This window comes from Rhizobium esperanzae, from assembly GCF_002204185.1.
Classification (GTDB): Bacteria; Pseudomonadota; Alphaproteobacteria; order Rhizobiales; family Rhizobiaceae; genus Rhizobium; species Rhizobium esperanzae.
This window is the reverse complement of record NZ_MXPU01000005.1, coordinates 1-17228: the sequence shown is the minus strand read 5'-3', so window position 1 is coordinate 17228 and position 17228 is coordinate 1. Positions and strand designations below refer to the sequence as shown.

Sequence of the window (17228 nt, the reverse complement as noted above, 5' to 3'; positions counted from 1 at the left end):
ATACTAGGGCACAATTTGCGAAGCCATATGAAGTTGCGGCGCAGTCTCGAATCCGGCCGTCTCGCGCCGAGTGGCAGTTCGCGTCGGAGGGTCGGCGTCGATGGATCAGGGGTTCTTTCTTCTGTTCGCTGCGGTATCCGTGATCACGGCCCTGACGATGGTCCTGGCGCGCAATCCGGTTCACAGCGCATTGGCGCTGATGGCGTGTTTCCTGCAGGTCTCGGCAATCTTCGTCTTGCTCGAGGCACCGTTGCTCGCGGTCATCCAGATCTTCGTCTATATCGGCGCGATCATGGTCCTGTTCCTGTTCGTGATCATGATGATCGATGTGCGCGAAGCGGTGTTGCAGCGGTTCTTGCCGGGCGGCAACCTCCCGGCTCTGGTACTGCTCGTCCTGCTCGGGGTCGAGATGCTCGTGCTGGTGTTCTGGAGCGACCGCTTTTCGGTCGTGGAGCCCGTCGCGATGCGCGGCGGCGATGACGTCAGGCAGCTTGGCACAGCACTTTTCGCCGACTATCTCCTGCCGTTTGAAACCGCCTCCGTAATCCTGCTGGCGGCCTTGGTCGGCGCCATCATGCTGGCGCGGAAGGAGCAGGGGTGATGGTTCCGCTCTGGTGGTATATTGTGCTCGGAGTGGTCCTGTTCGTGATCGGAGCGGCGGGCGTGCTGCTCAGGCGCAATATTCTCGTCGTACTGATGTCGCTGGAGCTGCTGCTCAACTCGGTCAACATCAATTTCATCGCTTTCGGGCGTTACCACGCCGATTTCCGCGGGCAGATCTTCGCGATCTTCGTCATCGCAATCACCGCGGCGGAAGTTGCCGTCGCCCTCGGCATCCTGGTTGCCCTCGTGAGGAACAAATCCACCCTCAAGATCGACGACGTGACGGTGATGAAAGGATAACGGCTTTGGACTCGGTTGTATCGATCCGGCCGTTGCTTGCCATCGCCGTCGCCGGTCTGGCGGCCCTTGCAGTTCTCCTTTTGAATAACCGCGAGAGACTTCGCGATCTGGTCTCGCCGTCGGCCGCGATCGCCATGTTCGCGATTATCTTGTCGATGGCGCCCACGGTGCTGGCGGGCGGGACGGTCGAATTGCGCCTGTTCGAGATTCTGCCGGGGATCGACTTTGCTTTCCGGGTCGATGCGCTCGGCATGGTGTTTGCCACCGTCTCGTCGCTGCTGTGGATCGTGGCGGCGATCTATTCCATCGGCTACATGCGGCATTTGAACGAGCATGCGCAGACCCGGTTCTTCGCCTGCTTCGCCAGCAGTCTTGCGGCCGCCGCCGGAGGCGCGTTCGCCGCCAATCTGTTTACCCTGGTGATCTTCTACGAAGTGCTCAGCCTCGTTACCTATCCGCTCGTCTACCACCACGAGGACGAGGAGGGATGGAGGGGTGGCCGCAAGTACCTCGTCTATCTGATGGGCGCCTCGAAAAGCGCGCTGCTCGCCGCACTGGCGCTGACCTACCATATTGCGGGGTCGCTCGACTTTGTCGCGGGGGGGCTGCTGGCCAGGAGTGATGTCTCGGCGGCGCTGCTGACGGTCGTCTATTTCTGCTATCTTTTCGGCTTCGCCAAGGCCGCTGTGATGCCGATGCACGCTTGGCTGCCCGCCGCGATGGTCGCGCCGACACCGGTCAGCGCGCTTTTGCATGCCGTGGCAGTGGTCAAGATGGGCGTGTTCTGCGTGCTGCGGGTGGTGTTCCATGTCTTCGGCACCGGACTGGTGGGCGGGCTGGGCCTCGGCATCGGCACGGCCTATCTGGCTTCGTTCACGATCCTGATGGCGTCGGTTTACGCCCTGACGCGGGACGATCTGAAGGCCAGGCTCGCCTATTCGACGGTCAGCCAGCTCTCCTACATCGTGCTGGGCGCGGTTCTGTTGTCGCCGGTCGCGATGGTCGGCGGGATCATCCACATCGCGGCGCACGCATTCTCCAAGATCACGCTCTTTTTCTGTGCCGGGTCGATCTATTGCGCGTCCGGCAAAAGGAACATCAGCGACATGGCCGGTATCGGCCGCAGGCTGCCCTGGACGATGGGGGCATTTTTCGTCGCCTCACTCAGCATGATCGGGATACCGCCGACCGCGGGCTTCGTCAGCAAGTGGTATCTGGCTAAGGGCGCCGTGGCGGCGGGAGAGACCGCGTTCCTGGTCGTGCTCCTGGTGAGCTCGATCCTGAACGCCGCCTATTTCCTACCGGTCAGCTATGCCGCCTTCTTCCAGGCGGAGAAGTCGGAGAGCCGGACGACGGTCCGTGAAATTCCGTTGGTGACGATACCGCTGGTCGCGACGGCAATCCTGTCGGTGCTGATGGGCATTTTCCCGGGCTATTTTCTCACCCTGGCAGATGGAGTGATCCGATGATCAAGCGTGTCGTCGACTTCTTTGGTGCCGAGCAATATGCGAGGCCGCGCCGCCGACTGTTCTACCTCGTGCTCGTCCTGATCGTCATCGCCGACTTTCTGGTCTCTCGCGAACATGCCGAATATCTGTGGGACAGCCTGCCGGGCTGGTCCGCCGTCTACGGCTTCGTCTCCTGCGTCCTGCTTATCTTCGTTTCCAAGTTTCTCGGTCATCGGGTCGGGCTGATGCGGCGCGAGGACTATTATGACTGACTTCATCCATCCGGCTCTGCTCTTTATTCTTGGCGCCCTGCCGATCCCTTTCCTCAGCGGATGGGTCCGCAAGGCCTATCTGCTTCTGATCCCTGCGCTGGCAATCCTTGCCGTGCTTACGATGGAGCCGGGCAGCTATGGCGAAGCGCGGTTCATCGGGCAGGAGATCCTGATCGCGAAAGTGGACAAGCTCAGCATCGTCTTCGCCACCGTTTTCACCATCATGGCGTTGATCGGCATGGTCTACGCGCTGCACCTGACGGATGCCGGCCAGCACGTGGCGGCATTCGTCTATGTCGGCAGCGCACTTGGCGTGGTGTTTGCCGGTGACTACCTGACCCTCTACCTGTTCTGGGAGGGCATGGCATTCGCCTCCGCCTATCTGGTCTTCGCGCAGCGTGGTGGGCCGGCGATCCGGGCCGGGTTCCGTTACCTGATGGTCCATATCACTGGCGGCGTCGTCCTGCTCGGCGGCATCATTTCCCACGGGCTCGCCACCGGTTCACTGCTTTTCGGCCCGATCGGCGGGGCCCTCACCAACGGAGGAATGGGGGTCGGCGACTACCTGATCCTCGCCGGCTTCGTCCTCAACGCGGCCGTGCCGCCGCTCAATGCCTGGCTGACCGATGCCTATCCGGAGGCGACCGTCACCGGGGCGGTGTTCATGAGCGCGTTTACCACCAAGACCGCCGTCTATGTGCTGGCGCGGGCGTTCCCGGGGACCGAGCTCCTTGTCTGGCTCGGCACCATCATGGCGCTCTACGGCGTCATCTACGCAGTGCTGGAGAACGATTGCCGGCGGCTTCTCGCCTATCACATCGTCAGCCAGGTGGGCTATATGATCGCAGGTATCGGCATCGGAACCGAGGTGGCGGTGAACGGAGCCGCCAGCCACGCCTTCGCGCATATCCTCTACAAGGCGCTGCTGTTCATGGGTGCCGGCGCAGTCATCTACGTCACCGGCCGACGCAAGCTTACCGAGCTCGGCGGGCTTTACAAAACCATGCCGCTGACCGTGGCGCTTTACATGGTCGGCGCCTTCGCGATCTCGGCCTTCCCGTTCTTCTCGGGGTTCGTCACCAAATCGATGGTGATAGCGGCTGCAGGAGCGGATCACCGCGCACTGGTGGTGCTGGCGCTGACGATGGCATCGTCCGGGACGTTCCTGCACACCGGCCTCAAGCTTCCCTATTACATGTTCTTCGGGACGGACCGGAAACTGGAGGCGCGGGAGCCGCCGCGCAACATGCTGATTGCCATGGGCATGGCGGCGGTGCTCTGCATTGCGATCGGGGTGTTCCCTCAGCCGCTTTATGCGCTTCTGCCCTATCCGGTGGATTTCGAACCTTATACGGGCATGCATGTCATGGAGAGCCTCGGGCTGCTGATGTTCACCGCCCTGGGGTTCGTGCTGTTCCTCTGGGCGCTCGATCCCGAGAACACGATCAGCCTCGACACCGACTGGTTTTACCGCAAGGGTGCGCGGGCCTTCATGTGGCTCGCCGAAAGGCCGCTGGCGCGCTATGAGCAGGCGGTGAGCAATGTCTCCGAGACCGCGGCGCTGCCCTTGCTGCGCGGCGCGGCGCGGACAGGACTCCGGCTCGATCTTGCCGGCGTGGATGCCGTCGTGAATGGCATTGCCCACTCGATCCTGCACGGCGGCGGACGGCTCAGGCGGCTCCAGACGGGTGTCGTGACCCATTACGTGCTGGCGATGATCGTCGGTCTTATCGCAGCCACCGCCGTCTTCGTCGTGGCGTGGCGGTAGGGGGTGCCATGAGCTTCCCGCTGCTCAGCCTCATCATATTTACACCCGTTGTCGGGGCCGCGGTTCTGATGTTCCTGCGCGGTGACGATGCGGTGCGGTGGACGGCGCTCTCTTTCACCGTCCTCGACCTTGCTCTCTGCATCGCCATGCTGGTCGGCTTCGACACCACGACATATGCCATGCAGTTCATCGAGACGCGCTCCTGGGTGCCCGCGCTCGGGATCAATTATGCCCTTGGCATCGACGGAATCAGCGCGCTCTTCGTGTTCCTGACCGCATTGTTGGGGTTGATCTGCGTGCTCGCCTCCTGGGTCGCGATTGACCGCAAGGTAAAGGAATTCATGATCTGCCTGCTCTTTATGCAGGCGCTGATGCTCGGGGTCTTCTGCGCACTCGATCTTTTCCTCTTCTATGTCTTTTGGGAGGCGATGCTGATCCCGATGTACCTCATCATCGGCATCTGGGGCGGCGAGGGTCGGGTCTATGCGGCCATCAAGTTTTTCCTCTACACGCTGGCGGGCAGCCTCCTGTTCCTGATCGGTGTCATTGTGCTCTATTTCTACGGTGGCAGGACCTTCGATATCCTCGCCTTGACGGCGCAGGACTTGCCGTTCCGGATCCAGTCCTGGCTGTTCTTCGCCTTCCTGATCGCTTTTGCGGTCAAGGTGCCAATGGTGCCGGTCCATACCTGGCTGCCGGACGCCCATGTGCAGGCGCCGACGGCGGGCAGCATTATTCTCGCCGGCGTGCTCTTGAAGATGGGCGCCTACGGATTCCTGCGGTTCTCGCTGCCGATGCTGCCGGAGGCATCGATGTATTATTCGCCGCTGATGCTGGCGCTTTCGGGGCTTGCGATCGTCTATGGCGGGTTGCTCGCGCTGGCACAGGACGATCTGAAGAAGCTGGTGGCCTATTCCAGCATCAGCCACATGGGCTTCGTGACGCTGGGGATTTTTGCGCTGAACCTCCGCGGGCTCGAGGGCGGTATCCTGCAGATGTTCAATCATGGCGTGACGACAGGCGCCCTATTCCTGTTCGTCGGGCTGATTTACGAGCGCACCCATACCCGCAGCATCGCCGACTATGGCGGGTTGATGAAGGTGGCGCCGGTCTACACCACGTTTCTGGCACTGTTTACCCTGTCGTCGATGGCGCTCCCGGGAACGAATTCGTTCGTGGGCGAGTTGCTGGTGCTGTCAGGCGGGTTTGCGGCCAACCTGGTCGCCGGTTCGGCCGCCGTTTTGGGCGCATTGCTGGCGGCTGCCTATCTGCTCGGCATGTATGGGAAAGTCGCGCTCGGCCCGGCCAGCGCCGGCGCCCGGTTGAAGATACGCGACGTGAACGGCCGTGAAATGGCTGCGATCCTGCCGCTGGCCGTCTTCGTGCTCTGGGTCGGACTCTATCCGAAACCCTTCCTCAACGTCGTCGATGCCTCGGTGAAGCATCTGGTGACACACGTGCACAGTAGGGGGAGCGGCCAATGACCACCGCCGCGCTTTTCCAGTCGGCCCTGGCGAGCCTGCCCGAGATCGTGGTGATCACCGGCGCCTGCATCCTGCTGATCCTGGGACAGTTTGTGCGAAGGGGACAGGAACATTTCCTTGTCTGGGCGTCGGTCGCGGTCGTGTTGATTGCCGCCTTGGCGACACTCATGCTGGCGAGTGAAGTACGGCCGGCCTACACGGGCATGTTCGTCGCCGACCGCTTCGCAGTCTTCTTCAAGTTCGTTTTCTACCTAGCCACCGTACTGACATTCCTCCTTTCGCGAAAATATGCCGATATCGAAGGGATCGCGAGCAGCGAATACTATGTCCTGCTGCTCTTTGCGCTTTCGGGTATGATGATCATGGCCTCGGCGACCGATCTCCTGTCGATCTATGTGGGCCTCGAACTGATGGTGATTTGCACCTATGTGCTGACCGGCTTCCTGCGGCGTGAGCGGCGGTCGAACGAAGCAGCGCTGAAATACGTAATCCTTGGCGCGGTCTCGACCGGGATTTTCCTTTACGGCGTTTCGCTGGTCTACGGGCTCACCGGCACAACGCAATTGGACGGGATGGCTGCGGCCGTGACCGCCGATCCGCTCGATCCAGGATTGTTGCTGGCGGTGGTCTTCATCGTCGCGGGGCTGGTCTTCAAAGTCGGCGCGGTTCCCTTCCACATGTGGCTGCCGGACGTCTATGAAGGCGCGCCGACGACGATCACCGCCTTCATGTCGGTGGGCCCCAAGGCGGCGGGGTTCGCGGTTATTCTTCGGGTGTTCCTCAACCCTCTGGTCACAGCCTCGGACGTCTGGATCATCGTTGCCGTCATTGCGGTGGTGACGATGGCGCTCGGCAGCTTCGTGGCGCTGGTGCAGGATAATTTCAAGCGTCTCCTGGCCTATTCCAGCATCGCCCATGCCGGCTTCGCCATTTTCGGCGTGGCCGCTGGCGGCGCCGATGGGATCGCCAGCGTGATGCTCTATCTGCTGATCTACGCCTTCATGAATCTCGGCATTTTCGGCGCCGTCATCATGATGCGGAACGGCGATTTCTCGGGCGAGGTTATCGAAGACTATGCGGGTTTCGCCAAGTCACATCCGGGGCTGGCGCTTCTGATGCTGCTCTATCTCTTCTCGTTGGCCGGCATTCCGCCGACCGCCGGGTTCTTCGCCAAGTTTTACGTGCTGGTCGCCCTCGTCGAGCATGGTTTCGTCATGCTGGCGGTCATCGCAGTGCTGTTCAGCGCCGTCGCCGCCTATTTCTACATCCGCATCGTCATGGTGATCTATATGCACGAGCCTAAGAGGGCGTTCGCCCCGGCGCTGACGCCTCTGGTGGGCGCGACATTCGCCGTCACCGCTGCCGGCACCATCGGCATCGGCCTATTTCCGTCGTGGTTTCTGAAGCTTGCCCAGGATTCGGTCTTTGGCGGGTGATCGATTGGATTTGCAATGATCACACCAACGGAATAGACTTGAAAGAGAAGGAAGGATTGCCCAAGTCGCACCGCGGCGTGACCTATTTACCCGTTCGGGATGAGGTCGGTGGGCAACCGGTGCAGTGATATGACTGCAATGGAATTCTTGCCGGTTCTTTTCATGATCGCCGGAGTCGTTCTGGTGGCGGGGGTGACGTTGTTCGTTTCCTCGCTGCTGCGCCCATCCAATCCCTATCCCGCCAAGAACACGCCTTATGAATGCGGCATGGACGCAGCGGGCGAGGCGGCGGCCGGCCGCTTCAGGGTGCCGTTCTTTATCCTCGCGATCCTGCTGGTCGTTTTCGATGTCGAAGCGATGTTCCTCTTTCCCTGGGCCGTCGTCCTGAAAGAGATCGGGCTGATCGGCTATATCGAGATGATCGTCTTTATATTGCTGCTTCTCGTGGGCTTCGCCTACGCCTGGTTGAAAGGAGCGCTGGAATGGGAGGCGTAAACAACGCGATCCGCGATAGCGTGCTGTTCACCACGGCCGACAGCATCATCAGTTGGAGCCGGAGATCGGCGCTATGGCCGGAGACCTTCGGCATTGCCTGCTGCGCCATCGAAATGATCTCGGCCGGTTGTGCCCGCTACGATCTCGACCGGTTCGGCGTGGTGTTCCGCCCTTCGCCGAGACAGTCCGACGTCATGATCATCGCCGGCACCGTGACCCGGAAATTCGCGCCGGTCGTGCGGCGACTCTATGACCAGATGCCGGAACCGCGCTGGGTGATCGCCATGGGCACCTGCGCTATTTCGGGCGGGGTCTACAATACCTATGCCGTGGTGCAGGGATCGGAAACCTTCGTGCCCGTCGATGTGCATGTGCCTGGCTGTCCCCCCCGGCCCGAGGCTCTGATGCACGGCTTCCTTCTGCTTCAAGAAAAGATCAAGAGGTCGCGGGCGCTCGCCGGCACACCTCTGGATCGGGTTATAGCGTCATGAGTGTGGAGTCACCCCTCAATCGCGCTCTGATCATGGAGCGCTTCGGGGAAACAATCGAGGACCTCGGCACTGCGCACGGTATCGACGCCTTTGCCGTTCCGCCCGAGAGGATCGTCGAGTTCTGCCGGTTTCTGAAGGAACATCCGGCGCTGCAATTCAATTTTCTCTCGGACATTTGCGGGGTCGATCATTATCCCGAAACGCCGCGGTTCGAGGCGGTGTACCACCTCTATTCGCTGCCCAACAAATGGCGCGTTCGCATCAAGTGCCGGCTTGGCGATCCCCCGCAGGTTCCCTCGGTCACGGAAGTTTGGCGCACCGCCAACTGGCATGAGCGCGAGGCCTGGGACATGTATGGCATCAGGTTCGAAGGGCATCCGGATCTGCGCCGGATCTATATGTGGGAAGGCTTCGAGGGCTTTCCCCAGCGCAAGGACTTCCCCCTCAGAGGCTATAGGGACAAGCTGAACCCCTTCGGTGCCGAAGGTCCGCCGCCAACGCAGCCCGACCTTGCCACCCGGGAGATTCCGTAAGGGAGGCCGTCTACGCCGGAACGTTGAGATGACTGAAGTCACCGAGCTCAGCAGGCCTGAGGGCGAAGCGCTCAATACCAGGGAAGTGCTTCTCAACCTCGGTCCGCAGCACCCCAGCACCCATGGGGTTCTTCGGCTTGTCCTCGAACTGGACGGCGAGTTCGTCGAGCGCGTCGATCCACATATCGGCTACCTCCATCGCGGCACCGAAAAACTGGCGGAGAGCTTCACCTATACCCAGATTTTCCCGCTGACAGATCGGCTCGACTATCTCTGTCCGCCCTCGAACAACCTCGCCTTCGCGCTGGCGGTGGAGAAACTCCTCGGCATAGAAGCGCCGATCCGAGCGCAATATATCCGCGTGATGATGGCCGAGCTGGCCCGGATCTCCGGTCACCTCCTGATCACCGGCGCGCTGCCGATGGATCTCGGCGCCATGACCGCGCTGCTTTACGTCATGCGCGAGCGCGAAATGATCATGGATCTCCTGGAAATGATAACCGGTGCGCGCATGCACACCTCCTTCTGCCGGGTCGGCGGGGTGCGCGAGGACCTGCCTGACGGGTTCTTCCCCAAGATCCGGGAGTTTTGCGACATCTTCCCGAACCGGATCCGCGACTATGAGCGACTGCTCGAAGATAACCGGGTGTTTCTCAATCGCACGAAGGGGATCGGCGTGATCTCCGCCGAGGATGGCGTCGATCTCGGCCTCAGCGGCCCGAACCTGCGTGCTTCCGGTGTCGACTGGGACATCCGCCGCGACGAGCCCTACGAGATCTATGACCGGCTCGCGTTCAACGTCATCACCCGTGATGAAGGCGATTGCTATGCACGCTGGCGATGCCGCGTCGATGAGATGCGCGAAAGCATAGGGATCATCGAACAATGCATCGACCAGATACCTGAGGGGCCGTTCCAGATCGACATGCCGACAATCGCCTTCCCGCTGGACAAGGATCGGGTGCACTGCTCGATGGAGGCGCTGATCCAGCATTTCGACCTGTCGGCCTACGGCTTCAAGGTGCCGAGGGGCGAGGTCTATTCGGCAATCGAGGCGCCAAAGGGCGAGCTTGGCTTCTACATCATCAGCGACGGCTCGCCAAAACCGTTCCGCATGAAGGTGCGGGCCCCCTCGTTCGTCAATCTTCAGGCCCTCTTCGGGGTCACCAACGCCCGCTATCTGGCGGACATGATCGCCGTGCTCGGCAGCCTCGACCCTGTGATGGCGGAGGTGGACAAGTAGCAAGGATTGAATGCGATGACCATGCGCGAAAAGATCGAAGAGGCGGCGGCGCGGTATCCCGACCAGCGCTCTGCGATCATGCCCGCGCTCCTGATCGCGCAGGAAGAACATGGCCATCTGCCTGGGCCTGTGTTGGAAGAGGTCGCCGACATTCTCGGAGTCGAGCGGATCTGGGTCTACGAGTTGGCGACCTTCTACACCCTCTTCCATACCGAACCGGTGGGGATGTTCCACCTGCAGCTCTGCAACAATGTTTCCTGCATGCTGTGCGGATCGGAGGACCTGCTAGACCATCTGGAAACAGCGCTGGGGATCAGGAAAGGCGGCACCACCCCGGACGGGCTGTTCACGCTTTCGACCGTCGAATGCCTCGGCGCCTGCGAGATGGCTCCGGTGATGCAAGTCGGCGACGATTACCACGCCTGCCTTGATGTGACGCGGATAAACGCACTGTTGGACAGCCTGCGGGCAATAGCGGGAGCCGCGAGCGTCGAGCACATTTCTGCGCGGCTGCCGGGGGAGTAGCGCCATGTCCGAGCCTGTTCTTCTCAAAAATGTCGATGTGGCGGATGGTCATTTGGTTTCGACCTACGAGGCTGGAGGCGGCTATCAGGCGCTGGCGAAGGCGCTGCGCGAGTACACGCCTGACGAGGTTATCGACCTCGTCAAACGGTCCAACCTGCGCGGTCGCGGCGGTGCCGGTTTCCCAACGGGCATGAAATGGGGTTTCGTGCCGAAGCGCATGGGCAAGCCGACATATCTGTGCTGCAACGCCGATGAGGGCGAACCGGGCACGTTCAAGGACCGGATCATCATGGAGCGTGACCCGCATCAACTGATCGAGGGGCTGGCGGTAAGTGCCTACGCGATTGGGGCCGAAACCGCCTATGTCTACATTCGCGGAGAATATGTGACGGCGATCCGTCGTCTGGAGCAAGCGATCGCCGAGGCCCGCGCAAAGGGCTATCTCGGAAGGCGCGTTCTGGGCTCGGATTTCAATTTCGCGATACACATCCACTGCGGCGCCGGCGCCTATATCTGCGGCGAGGAGACTGCGATGCTCGAGTCGCTCGAGGGCAAGCGGGCGCAGCCGCGATTGAAGCCGCCGTTTCCGGCCGTGGCCGGGCTCTACGCCAGCCCGACTGTGATCAACAATGTCGAGACGCTCGCTTGCGTACCGCACATCATTATGCGGGGGGCGGACTGGTTTCGCGGCATCGGCCCGGAAAAGAGCCCCGGCCCGAAGCTCTACTGCCTCAGCGGACAGGTGCGCAAACCCGGCCTCTACGAGTTGCCGATGGGCATTCCATTGCGCGAACTGGTCGAAGAACATGCCGGCGGGGCCTTGCCGGGACGCAAGATCAAGGCAGTGATCCCGGGCGGGGTCTCAGCGCCGGTCATCCCGGAGCATGGGCTGGAGGTGAGGATGGATTTCGACTCGCTGGCTGCCGCCGGCTCGATGCTCGGTTCCGCTGGCGTTATCGTGATCGACGATAGCACCTGCATGGTCAAGGTCGCCACCCGGATCATCGAGTTCTTCCACCATGAGTCCTGCGGCAAGTGCACGCCCTGTCGGGAAGGATTGAACTGGGTCGTGAAGGTCCTGCGCCGGGTTGAAGGCGGGGATGGCGCACCCGGCGATCTGGAGCAGCTGGAGATGCTCTGCAAGGGCATTTTCGGCAATACGTTTTGTGCCTTGGGTGACGGTGCAGCGATGGGATTGCGGGCCGCACTCGCGCATTTCCGAGATGAATTCGTCGCCCATGTCGAGGAACGGAGGTGCCCGTTTCACTGAAGGAGTGTGCTGGATCAGGGTTGTGAGGAAACCATGCTAAAAGTCACGATCGATGGACAAACGCTGGAAGTTGAGGCTGGCTCGACAGTGTTGCAGGCCGCCCGGGGTTTGAGCATCGATATCCCGACCTTTTGCTATCTGAAGCGTCTGCCGCCGCTGGCCTCCTGCCGCATGTGTCTGGTGGAGATCGAGGGCCTGCGGCGGCTGCAGCCGTCCTGCGCTACTGTGGTCACCGATGGCATGGTCGTGCGGACGAATACGCCTCTGATCGAGGAAACGCGCTCTTCCATGCTCGACATGCTGCTCGCCAACCACCCCCTCGACTGCCCGATCTGCGACAAGGGCGGCGAATGCGAGCTTCAGAACATGGTCATGGCCTATGGGCCCCGCGAAAGCCAGTTCCGCGATGACAAACGTGTGTTCCACTCCGAGGACATTCGCCTGAGCCCGGTCATCATCATGAACGTCAACCGCTGCATCCAGTGCCAGCGCTGCGTCCGGATGTGCGAGGAGGTCGTCGGCGCGGTGGCGCTGGGCACCGTTGAAAAAGGCATGGATACCGCCGTCACCGGCTTCGAGGGCAGTCTGGCGAGTTGCGACCAGTGCGGCAATTGCGTCGAGGTCTGCCCGGTCGGTGCGTTGATGAGCTTCCCCTACCGCTACAAGGCGCGCCCCTGGGATCTCGTAGAGACCGACACGATCTGCCCGCATTGTGGCACCGGTTGCCAGTTGACAGTGGGCACGCGCAAGGGCGAGTTCGTGCGGGTGCGCTCGAAGTGGGACGAAGGTGTCAACCACGAAACTCTCTGCGTGCGAGGACGCTTCGGCCTCGATTTCGTTGCAAGCCGCGACCGGATCAAGCAGCCAATGATCCGTCAGGATGGCGCCCTGGTTCCGGTTTCCTGGGACGAAGTGGGGGACTATCTGCGCCGGAGACTGTTGGCTGTCGAGAGCAAGGATGCCGGCGGGCTGGCCTCGCCTCGCCTGCCCAACGAGGTGCTTTATCAGTTCCAGAAGCTGATGCGAACAGTATTCCGGACCAACAACATTGATTGTTCGTCACGCTGGGCAGCGCCCTTCGATACGCTCGGCCCGCTATTGGCAACTTTCTACAGCCGCACCCCGCTGGACGACGTAATCAGCAACGACTGCGTGCTCGTCGTCGGCGGCAACGTCACCGAGGAGAATCCCGTCACCGAATACCTGCTGCGAGACGCCGTGCGGCGGCGGCAGGCCGGATTGCTGATGCTTTCGGCGCGGCCCTCGCGTCTGGATGCCGATGCCAGGGTGGTGGTTCGCGTGCCGCCGGGCGGAGAAGAGGCGAGCCTTGCTGCGGTGGTAACCGCGCTCATGGCGACGGCCGGTCAGACCTTGCCGGGCGACGCATTTGCGGACATCGGTGCGACGATCGGCAGGCCGAAAGCGGGCACCGGCAGCGACGGGCCGGATCGTCTGGCCACCGCGCTCAAGGACGGCCGTAGCGTCACCGTGCTTGTCAGCGTCGACCTCCTGAGATCCCCCGAAGCGCGCGCGACACTGCAGCAGATCAGTAACCTGCTGCAGGTTCTGCGTCTGCTCGGCAAGGGCCCGGCGATGCAGTTCCTCTTCGACCGCGCCAACCAGATGGGCGCCTGGGACATGGGAGTTCTGCCGGCGGCTCTGCCGGGCCTGCGGGCGGTCGCCGACGATGTGGCGCGCGCAACTCTTGCACGGAACTGGGGCGCCGAAATCCCGTCTGAACCGGGCGCAGGTCTCGATGCCATGCTGGACCTCTGCATCGGCGGCCGGATGGGTGCACTCTATATGGTCGGAACCGACCCCCTGATCAGCTATCCCGACCGGGCGTTCGTACAGCGGGCGCTTGGCGCCGCCGATCTCCTGATCGTCCAGGACGCCTTTCTTACGGACACGGCCGGCCTGGCTGAGGTCGTCCTGCCCGCGGCAGGTTACGGCGAGGAAACCGGCACGTTCACCAACAACGAGGGCCGGACCCAGACGGTCCGCAAATTCCGTGAACCCGCCTTCGAGGCGCGGAGCAATCTGGCGATCTTCGACTTCGTCAGGGCGCTTTGCAACCAGGCACTGCGGCCGTCGACGCAAGGGGAAATTTTCGACGAGATTGCCCGGCTGGTTCCGTCCTATCAAGGGCTGACGCAGGACGGACTTGGCGCCGACGGCGCATTCACCAGGGCGGTACCAACATTATCTGCTGGCTTGTTCCTTGCGCCGCCGTCCGTTCCAACAGCAGCCGACCGGCTCATGCTGATCACCGGCGACTGCCTGTTCCACAACGGGTATCTTTCCGAGCGGTCGGACGTGCTGAACACGGTCGCCAATGATCCCTATGTCGCGATGAGCGCGCAGGATACTGCGGAGCTTGGCCTTTCGGATGGCGATCAGGTAATCGTGCGTTCGGGCCATGGCGAACTGACGGCGCAGCTCAAGGTCGACAGGCGGTTTCCCAAGGGCCTCGTCTTCGTTCCGGAAAACTATAGAGCCTTGCGTCTCAACAGCCTACTGCGGCGGGGCGAATATCCATGCGCGGTGGAAGTCCGGAAGGCGCATGCCACTCCTGACGTCGACCGCCCAGGCCGGCTCTGGCGCGGGGTTTGAAGATTTAGAGCGGTTCAGGTTTTCACGGAAGCGCTGAACCGCTCTAACTTTTTGTTTTTACGCAATTCCGGACGGAAAACCGCTTCGCACTTTTCCTGGAATTGCTCTAGGATCGGGGCACCGCAAGGCTCCGCGGCAAGCTGCCCGCCCCAGCGTCATCACATCGACTTGGCGGCGTCAGTGATACCTGGTCCCGCATATGTAATCCTGCAGATCCTGCTCTGTACGCTGCGCTTCGTCGAGCCTGTGCTTAACCACGTCTCCGATGCTGACCACGCCGACAACGTTGCCTCCATCCGTGACCAACACATGGCGCGTACGCCGCTGGGTCATGATCCCCATCGCAACGGGCAGCAAATCTTGTGTCGAACACATCGCCACATTGCGGTTCATGATGTCCGCGACCCGCATCGCCGCCGCCTTGGCCCCGTATTCCGCCATCGCATTGCAGCAATCCCGCTCCGACAGTGTACCGAGGTATTTGCTGTTCGGGCGGCTCACGACGACGAAGCCGATATTGTTGTCTCGAAACAACCTCAATACCTCCACCATCGTCTGATCGGGAGCGACTGCGATGACACCGACACCCTTGTTCTTCATGATTTCACCGACAAACATCTGAGCCTCCTGTTCGAGCGCTTCGGTTTGATGGCTGGTGCGCGTTCATGTTCGCCGGATATTCCGCCACCAGTTGTAGCCCTGCGTCTCTTTCGTCTGGACAAGTACGTCCTTCTTGGTATCCAGGCGCGCGGCAACCACGCCGCCGCCGGTTGCCGCCTTACCCGGCTTGACGAGCAGATCGTCGCGCCCGATCACCAGGTCAGCGGAGGAAAAGCTGGAAAATTCGTATTGTTGCCCAAGCGCGATTGCATCCGCCGGGCAGGCGTCCTCGCACAACCCGCAGAACAGGCAGCGTGCTGTGTCGATTTCAAATTTCGCCGGGTGCCGGTTGCCCTTCTCGTCCTCGTACGGGACGACTTCGATGCAGTCGCAGGGACAGATCCGCGCGCAGAGTTCGCAGGCCACGCACTTGATCTCGCCCTCCTCGTCACGCTTCAGGAAGTGATGCCCGCGATAGCGTGAGTAGGGTAGCCATTTTTCCTTGTCCGGATATTGCATGGTTACGGTTCTGGAGAACAGGTAGCCGAAGGTCAGAGCCAAGGCATTCGCCAGATCGGCGAAGAACGCCCAGCCAATCCATGTTCCAACTCTGTCCTGCGCGCGCGACATCGCCGCCTCGCTACGGGGTCGCTACGGCCCCTAAAAGTACACCGGTTATAATTATGTTCGCCATCGACAGAGGAAGCAAGACTTTCCATCCGATCGCCATCAACTGGTCGTAGCGATAGCGGGGGAAAGTGAAGCGGAGCCAGATAAATACATAGACGAAGAACGCGACCTTGAGAGTAAACCACAGGAACGGTGGCAAGGGAATCAGAACTCCGTTCCAACCGCCGAAGAACAGGATCACCACCAGGGTCGACACAAGCAATACGATGGCATATTCGCTGACCATAAAGAAGGCAAAGCGGATACCACTGTATTCCGTATGGAACCCGGCCCCTAAATCGCCTTCCGCTTCCGCCAGGTCGAAGGGGATGCGCTGCGCTTCGGCCAATCCGGCGACGAAGAACACGAAGAATCCGACCGGTTGGTAGACGATGTTCCAGACATCGGCCTGCGCCCGCACGATCTCGAGAAGGCTCATGGATTGCGCCAGCATGACCACGCCGATGACCGCGAACCCCATCGGGATTTCGTAGCTGATCATCTGCGCGCAGGTTCTGAGGCTGCCCAGGACAGCGTATTTGCTGTTGGAGGCCCAGCCGCCGAAGATGACGCCATAAACCTCGATCCCGATCACGGAGAAAACGAAAAGGAGCGCCACATTCATGTTGGAGACGTAGAGCGTGATCCCATGGCCGAGGACCGAGACGGTTTCGCCGAAGGGGATCGCGACGAACACCACAAAGGGCGGGGCGAGCGCCAGGATTGGCGCCAGTTTGAACAGGAACCGGTCGGCCTCGGCCGGGATGTGATCCTCTTTCGTCAGGAGCTTGATTCCGTCCGCCACCGGCTGCAACAGCCCGTGCCATCCCACGCGCATCGGCCCCATCCGCTGCTGCATGTGCCCGGCGACCTTGCGTTCCAGCCAGGTAAGCGGCAAGGGTAGCAACAGCAGGATCGCAATCAGGAAAGCGACCTTCAAGACGATCAGGCCAAGGGCGACGATAAGTTCCATGATCCGGACTACTTATTCATCGGGTTGAAGCGCGCGACCGGGCTTTGGCTCCGGCTCTACAATGAGCACTGCACACACTTGTCAGGTTACATGGTACAACGGCGACGCACCTCATACAATGCCGTCGCCATTATACCGTCGCCGGCTGTGATGCGCTCGGGCTCAGGTCCCCCGAATACGTAAAAAGCCCGCTTTTGGCGGGCTTTCGGGAATTTTGGTTGCGGGGGCAGGATTTGAACCTGCGGCCTTCAGGTTATGAGCCTGACGAGCTACCGGGCTGCTCCACCCCGCGGAAGTATTATAACACGAAAGGCCGCTTGTGAGCGGCCCTTTGAGACGGCCTTGGCCGTTGGAATGTGATGAGAAGATAGTTTTTGTTGACGCATGCAGCTTACCGAAGCCTGACGGCTCCGGGCGCATGCGTTGAGTTGCGATTTGCAGACCTGGCAGCGACCTACTCTCCCGCGTCTTAAGACGAAGTACCATGGGCGCAGGGGCGTTTCAC

Annotated in this window: 17 protein-coding genes and 1 tRNA gene; 14 read left to right on the top strand and 4 right to left on the bottom strand. The window is 61.3% G+C overall.

The genetic code is table 11. The features are described from left to right. Positions 1-100: 100 nt before the first annotated feature. The 14 genes from B5E41_RS08500 (at position 101) to nuoG (ending at position 14481) form a co-directional block, all read left to right on the top strand. Positions 101-601 carry an NADH-quinone oxidoreductase subunit J gene (locus B5E41_RS08500; protein ID WP_088392728.1) on the top strand — a complete coding sequence of 167 codons (501 nt, stop codon included), beginning with the start codon at positions 101-103 and terminating at the stop codon, positions 599-601. Continuing rightward, positions 601-903 (top strand): NADH-quinone oxidoreductase subunit NuoK, encoded by a 303-nt coding sequence (gene nuoK, locus B5E41_RS08495; RefSeq protein WP_064811214.1) that lies wholly within the window; start codon positions 601-603, stop codon positions 901-903. The genes B5E41_RS08500 and nuoK overlap by 1 nt, the downstream gene beginning before the upstream one ends. A 5-nt stretch (positions 904-908) precedes the next feature. Further along, positions 909-2372, top strand: coding sequence for a monovalent cation/H+ antiporter subunit D family protein (locus B5E41_RS08490; protein WP_088392726.1), 1464 nt, complete (start codon positions 909-911; stop codon positions 2370-2372). Next, on the top strand, positions 2369-2623 hold the full coding sequence (locus B5E41_RS08485; protein WP_088392724.1) for a hypothetical protein: 255 nt from the start codon (positions 2369-2371) through the stop codon (positions 2621-2623). Before B5E41_RS08490 ends, B5E41_RS08485 begins: the two co-directional genes overlap by 4 nt. After that, positions 2616-4391, top strand: a complete 1776-nt coding sequence (locus B5E41_RS08480) for a Na(+)/H(+) antiporter subunit D (protein WP_088392722.1) — start codon at positions 2616-2618, stop codon at positions 4389-4391. The genes B5E41_RS08485 and B5E41_RS08480 overlap by 8 nt, the downstream gene beginning before the upstream one ends. 8 nt (positions 4392-4399) lie before the next feature. Next, positions 4400-5875 carry an NADH-quinone oxidoreductase subunit M gene (locus tag B5E41_RS08475; RefSeq protein ID WP_088392720.1) on the top strand — a complete coding sequence of 492 codons (1476 nt, stop codon included), beginning with the start codon at positions 4400-4402 and terminating at the stop codon, positions 5873-5875. After that, a complete protein-coding gene (locus tag B5E41_RS08470) occupies positions 5872-7311 on the top strand; it encodes an NADH-quinone oxidoreductase subunit N (protein WP_088392718.1) in 1440 nt (479 codons plus the stop codon). Before B5E41_RS08475 ends, B5E41_RS08470 begins: the two co-directional genes overlap by 4 nt. 129 nt (positions 7312-7440) lie before the next feature. Beyond that, positions 7441-7806 carry an NADH-quinone oxidoreductase subunit A gene (locus B5E41_RS08465; RefSeq protein ID WP_088392716.1) on the top strand — a complete coding sequence of 122 codons (366 nt, stop codon included), beginning with the start codon at positions 7441-7443 and terminating at the stop codon, positions 7804-7806. Next, positions 7794-8297 carry a NuoB/complex I 20 kDa subunit family protein gene (locus tag B5E41_RS08460; RefSeq protein ID WP_003582024.1) on the top strand — a complete coding sequence of 168 codons (504 nt, stop codon included), beginning with the start codon at positions 7794-7796 and terminating at the stop codon, positions 8295-8297. The genes B5E41_RS08465 and B5E41_RS08460 overlap by 13 nt, the downstream gene beginning before the upstream one ends. Further along, positions 8294-8830 (top strand): NADH-quinone oxidoreductase subunit C, encoded by a 537-nt coding sequence (locus B5E41_RS08455; RefSeq protein WP_088392714.1) that lies wholly within the window; start codon positions 8294-8296, stop codon positions 8828-8830. The genes B5E41_RS08460 and B5E41_RS08455 overlap by 4 nt, the downstream gene beginning before the upstream one ends. Positions 8831-8858: 28 nt before the next feature. After that, entirely contained in the window at positions 8859-10073 is a 1215-nt protein-coding gene (gene nuoD / locus B5E41_RS08450) for an NADH dehydrogenase (quinone) subunit D (protein ID WP_088392712.1), read from the top strand. A 15-nt stretch (positions 10074-10088) separates the two neighbouring features. Then, complete coding sequence (nuoE, locus tag B5E41_RS08445) at positions 10089-10598, top strand: NADH-quinone oxidoreductase subunit NuoE (protein WP_088392710.1); 510 nt, start codon at positions 10089-10091, stop codon at positions 10596-10598. Positions 10599-10602: 4 nt separating this feature from the next. Further along, a complete protein-coding gene (gene nuoF / locus B5E41_RS08440; RefSeq protein ID WP_088392708.1) occupies positions 10603-11868 on the top strand; it encodes an NADH-quinone oxidoreductase subunit NuoF in 1266 nt (421 codons plus the stop codon). A gap of 33 nt (positions 11869-11901) precedes the next feature. After that, positions 11902-14481 (top strand): NADH-quinone oxidoreductase subunit NuoG, encoded by a 2580-nt coding sequence (gene nuoG, locus B5E41_RS08435; protein WP_088392706.1) that lies wholly within the window; start codon positions 11902-11904, stop codon positions 14479-14481. Positions 14482-14658: 177 nt separating this feature from the next. Here nuoG and B5E41_RS08430 read toward each other — a convergent pair whose 3' ends face one another. The 4 genes from B5E41_RS08430 to B5E41_RS08415 form a co-directional block, all read right to left on the bottom strand. Continuing rightward, entirely contained in the window at positions 14659-15099 is a 441-nt protein-coding gene (locus tag B5E41_RS08430; RefSeq protein WP_088392705.1) for a CBS domain-containing protein, read from the bottom strand. A gap of 45 nt (positions 15100-15144) precedes the next feature. After that, positions 15145-15711, bottom strand: a complete 567-nt coding sequence (locus B5E41_RS08425; RefSeq protein WP_088392703.1) for an NADH-quinone oxidoreductase subunit I — start codon at positions 15709-15711, stop codon at positions 15145-15147. Between the two features lie 10 nt (positions 15712-15721). Next, positions 15722-16723 (bottom strand): NADH-quinone oxidoreductase subunit NuoH, encoded by a 1002-nt coding sequence (gene nuoH / locus B5E41_RS08420; RefSeq protein WP_088392701.1) that lies wholly within the window; start codon positions 16721-16723, stop codon positions 15722-15724. Between the two features lie 215 nt (positions 16724-16938). Continuing rightward, a tRNA-Met gene (locus tag B5E41_RS08415) sits at positions 16939-17015 on the bottom strand. Between the last annotated feature and the right edge of the window lie 213 nt (positions 17016-17228).

Coding starts and splice junctions, on each gene's coding strand:
- B5E41_RS08500 (WP_088392728.1), top strand. CDS start 101: ATGGATCAGGGGTTCTTTCTTCTGTTCGCTGCGGTATCCGTGATCACG.
- nuoK (WP_064811214.1), top strand. CDS start 601: ATGGTTCCGCTCTGGTGGTATATTGTGCTCGGAGTGGTCCTGTTCGTG.
- B5E41_RS08485 (WP_088392724.1), top strand. CDS start 2,369: ATGATCAAGCGTGTCGTCGACTTCTTTGGTGCCGAGCAATATGCGAGG.
- B5E41_RS08480 (WP_088392722.1), top strand. CDS start 2,616: ATGACTGACTTCATCCATCCGGCTCTGCTCTTTATTCTTGGCGCCCTG.
- B5E41_RS08475 (WP_088392720.1), top strand. CDS start 4,400: ATGAGCTTCCCGCTGCTCAGCCTCATCATATTTACACCCGTTGTCGGG.
- B5E41_RS08470 (WP_088392718.1), top strand. CDS start 5,872: ATGACCACCGCCGCGCTTTTCCAGTCGGCCCTGGCGAGCCTGCCCGAG.
- B5E41_RS08465 (WP_088392716.1), top strand. CDS start 7,441: ATGACTGCAATGGAATTCTTGCCGGTTCTTTTCATGATCGCCGGAGTC.
- B5E41_RS08460 (WP_003582024.1), top strand. CDS start 7,794: ATGGGAGGCGTAAACAACGCGATCCGCGATAGCGTGCTGTTCACCACG.
- B5E41_RS08455 (WP_088392714.1), top strand. CDS start 8,294: ATGAGTGTGGAGTCACCCCTCAATCGCGCTCTGATCATGGAGCGCTTC.
- nuoD (WP_088392712.1), top strand. CDS start 8,859: ATGACTGAAGTCACCGAGCTCAGCAGGCCTGAGGGCGAAGCGCTCAAT.
- nuoE (WP_088392710.1), top strand. CDS start 10,089: ATGACCATGCGCGAAAAGATCGAAGAGGCGGCGGCGCGGTATCCCGAC.
- nuoF (WP_088392708.1), top strand. CDS start 10,603: ATGTCCGAGCCTGTTCTTCTCAAAAATGTCGATGTGGCGGATGGTCAT.
- nuoG (WP_088392706.1), top strand. CDS start 11,902: ATGCTAAAAGTCACGATCGATGGACAAACGCTGGAAGTTGAGGCTGGC.
- B5E41_RS08430 (WP_088392705.1), bottom strand. CDS start 15,099: ATGTTTGTCGGTGAAATCATGAAGAACAAGGGTGTCGGTGTCATCGCA.
- B5E41_RS08425 (WP_088392703.1), bottom strand. CDS start 15,711: ATGTCGCGCGCGCAGGACAGAGTTGGAACATGGATTGGCTGGGCGTTC.
- nuoH (WP_088392701.1), bottom strand. CDS start 16,723: ATGGAACTTATCGTCGCCCTTGGCCTGATCGTCTTGAAGGTCGCTTTC.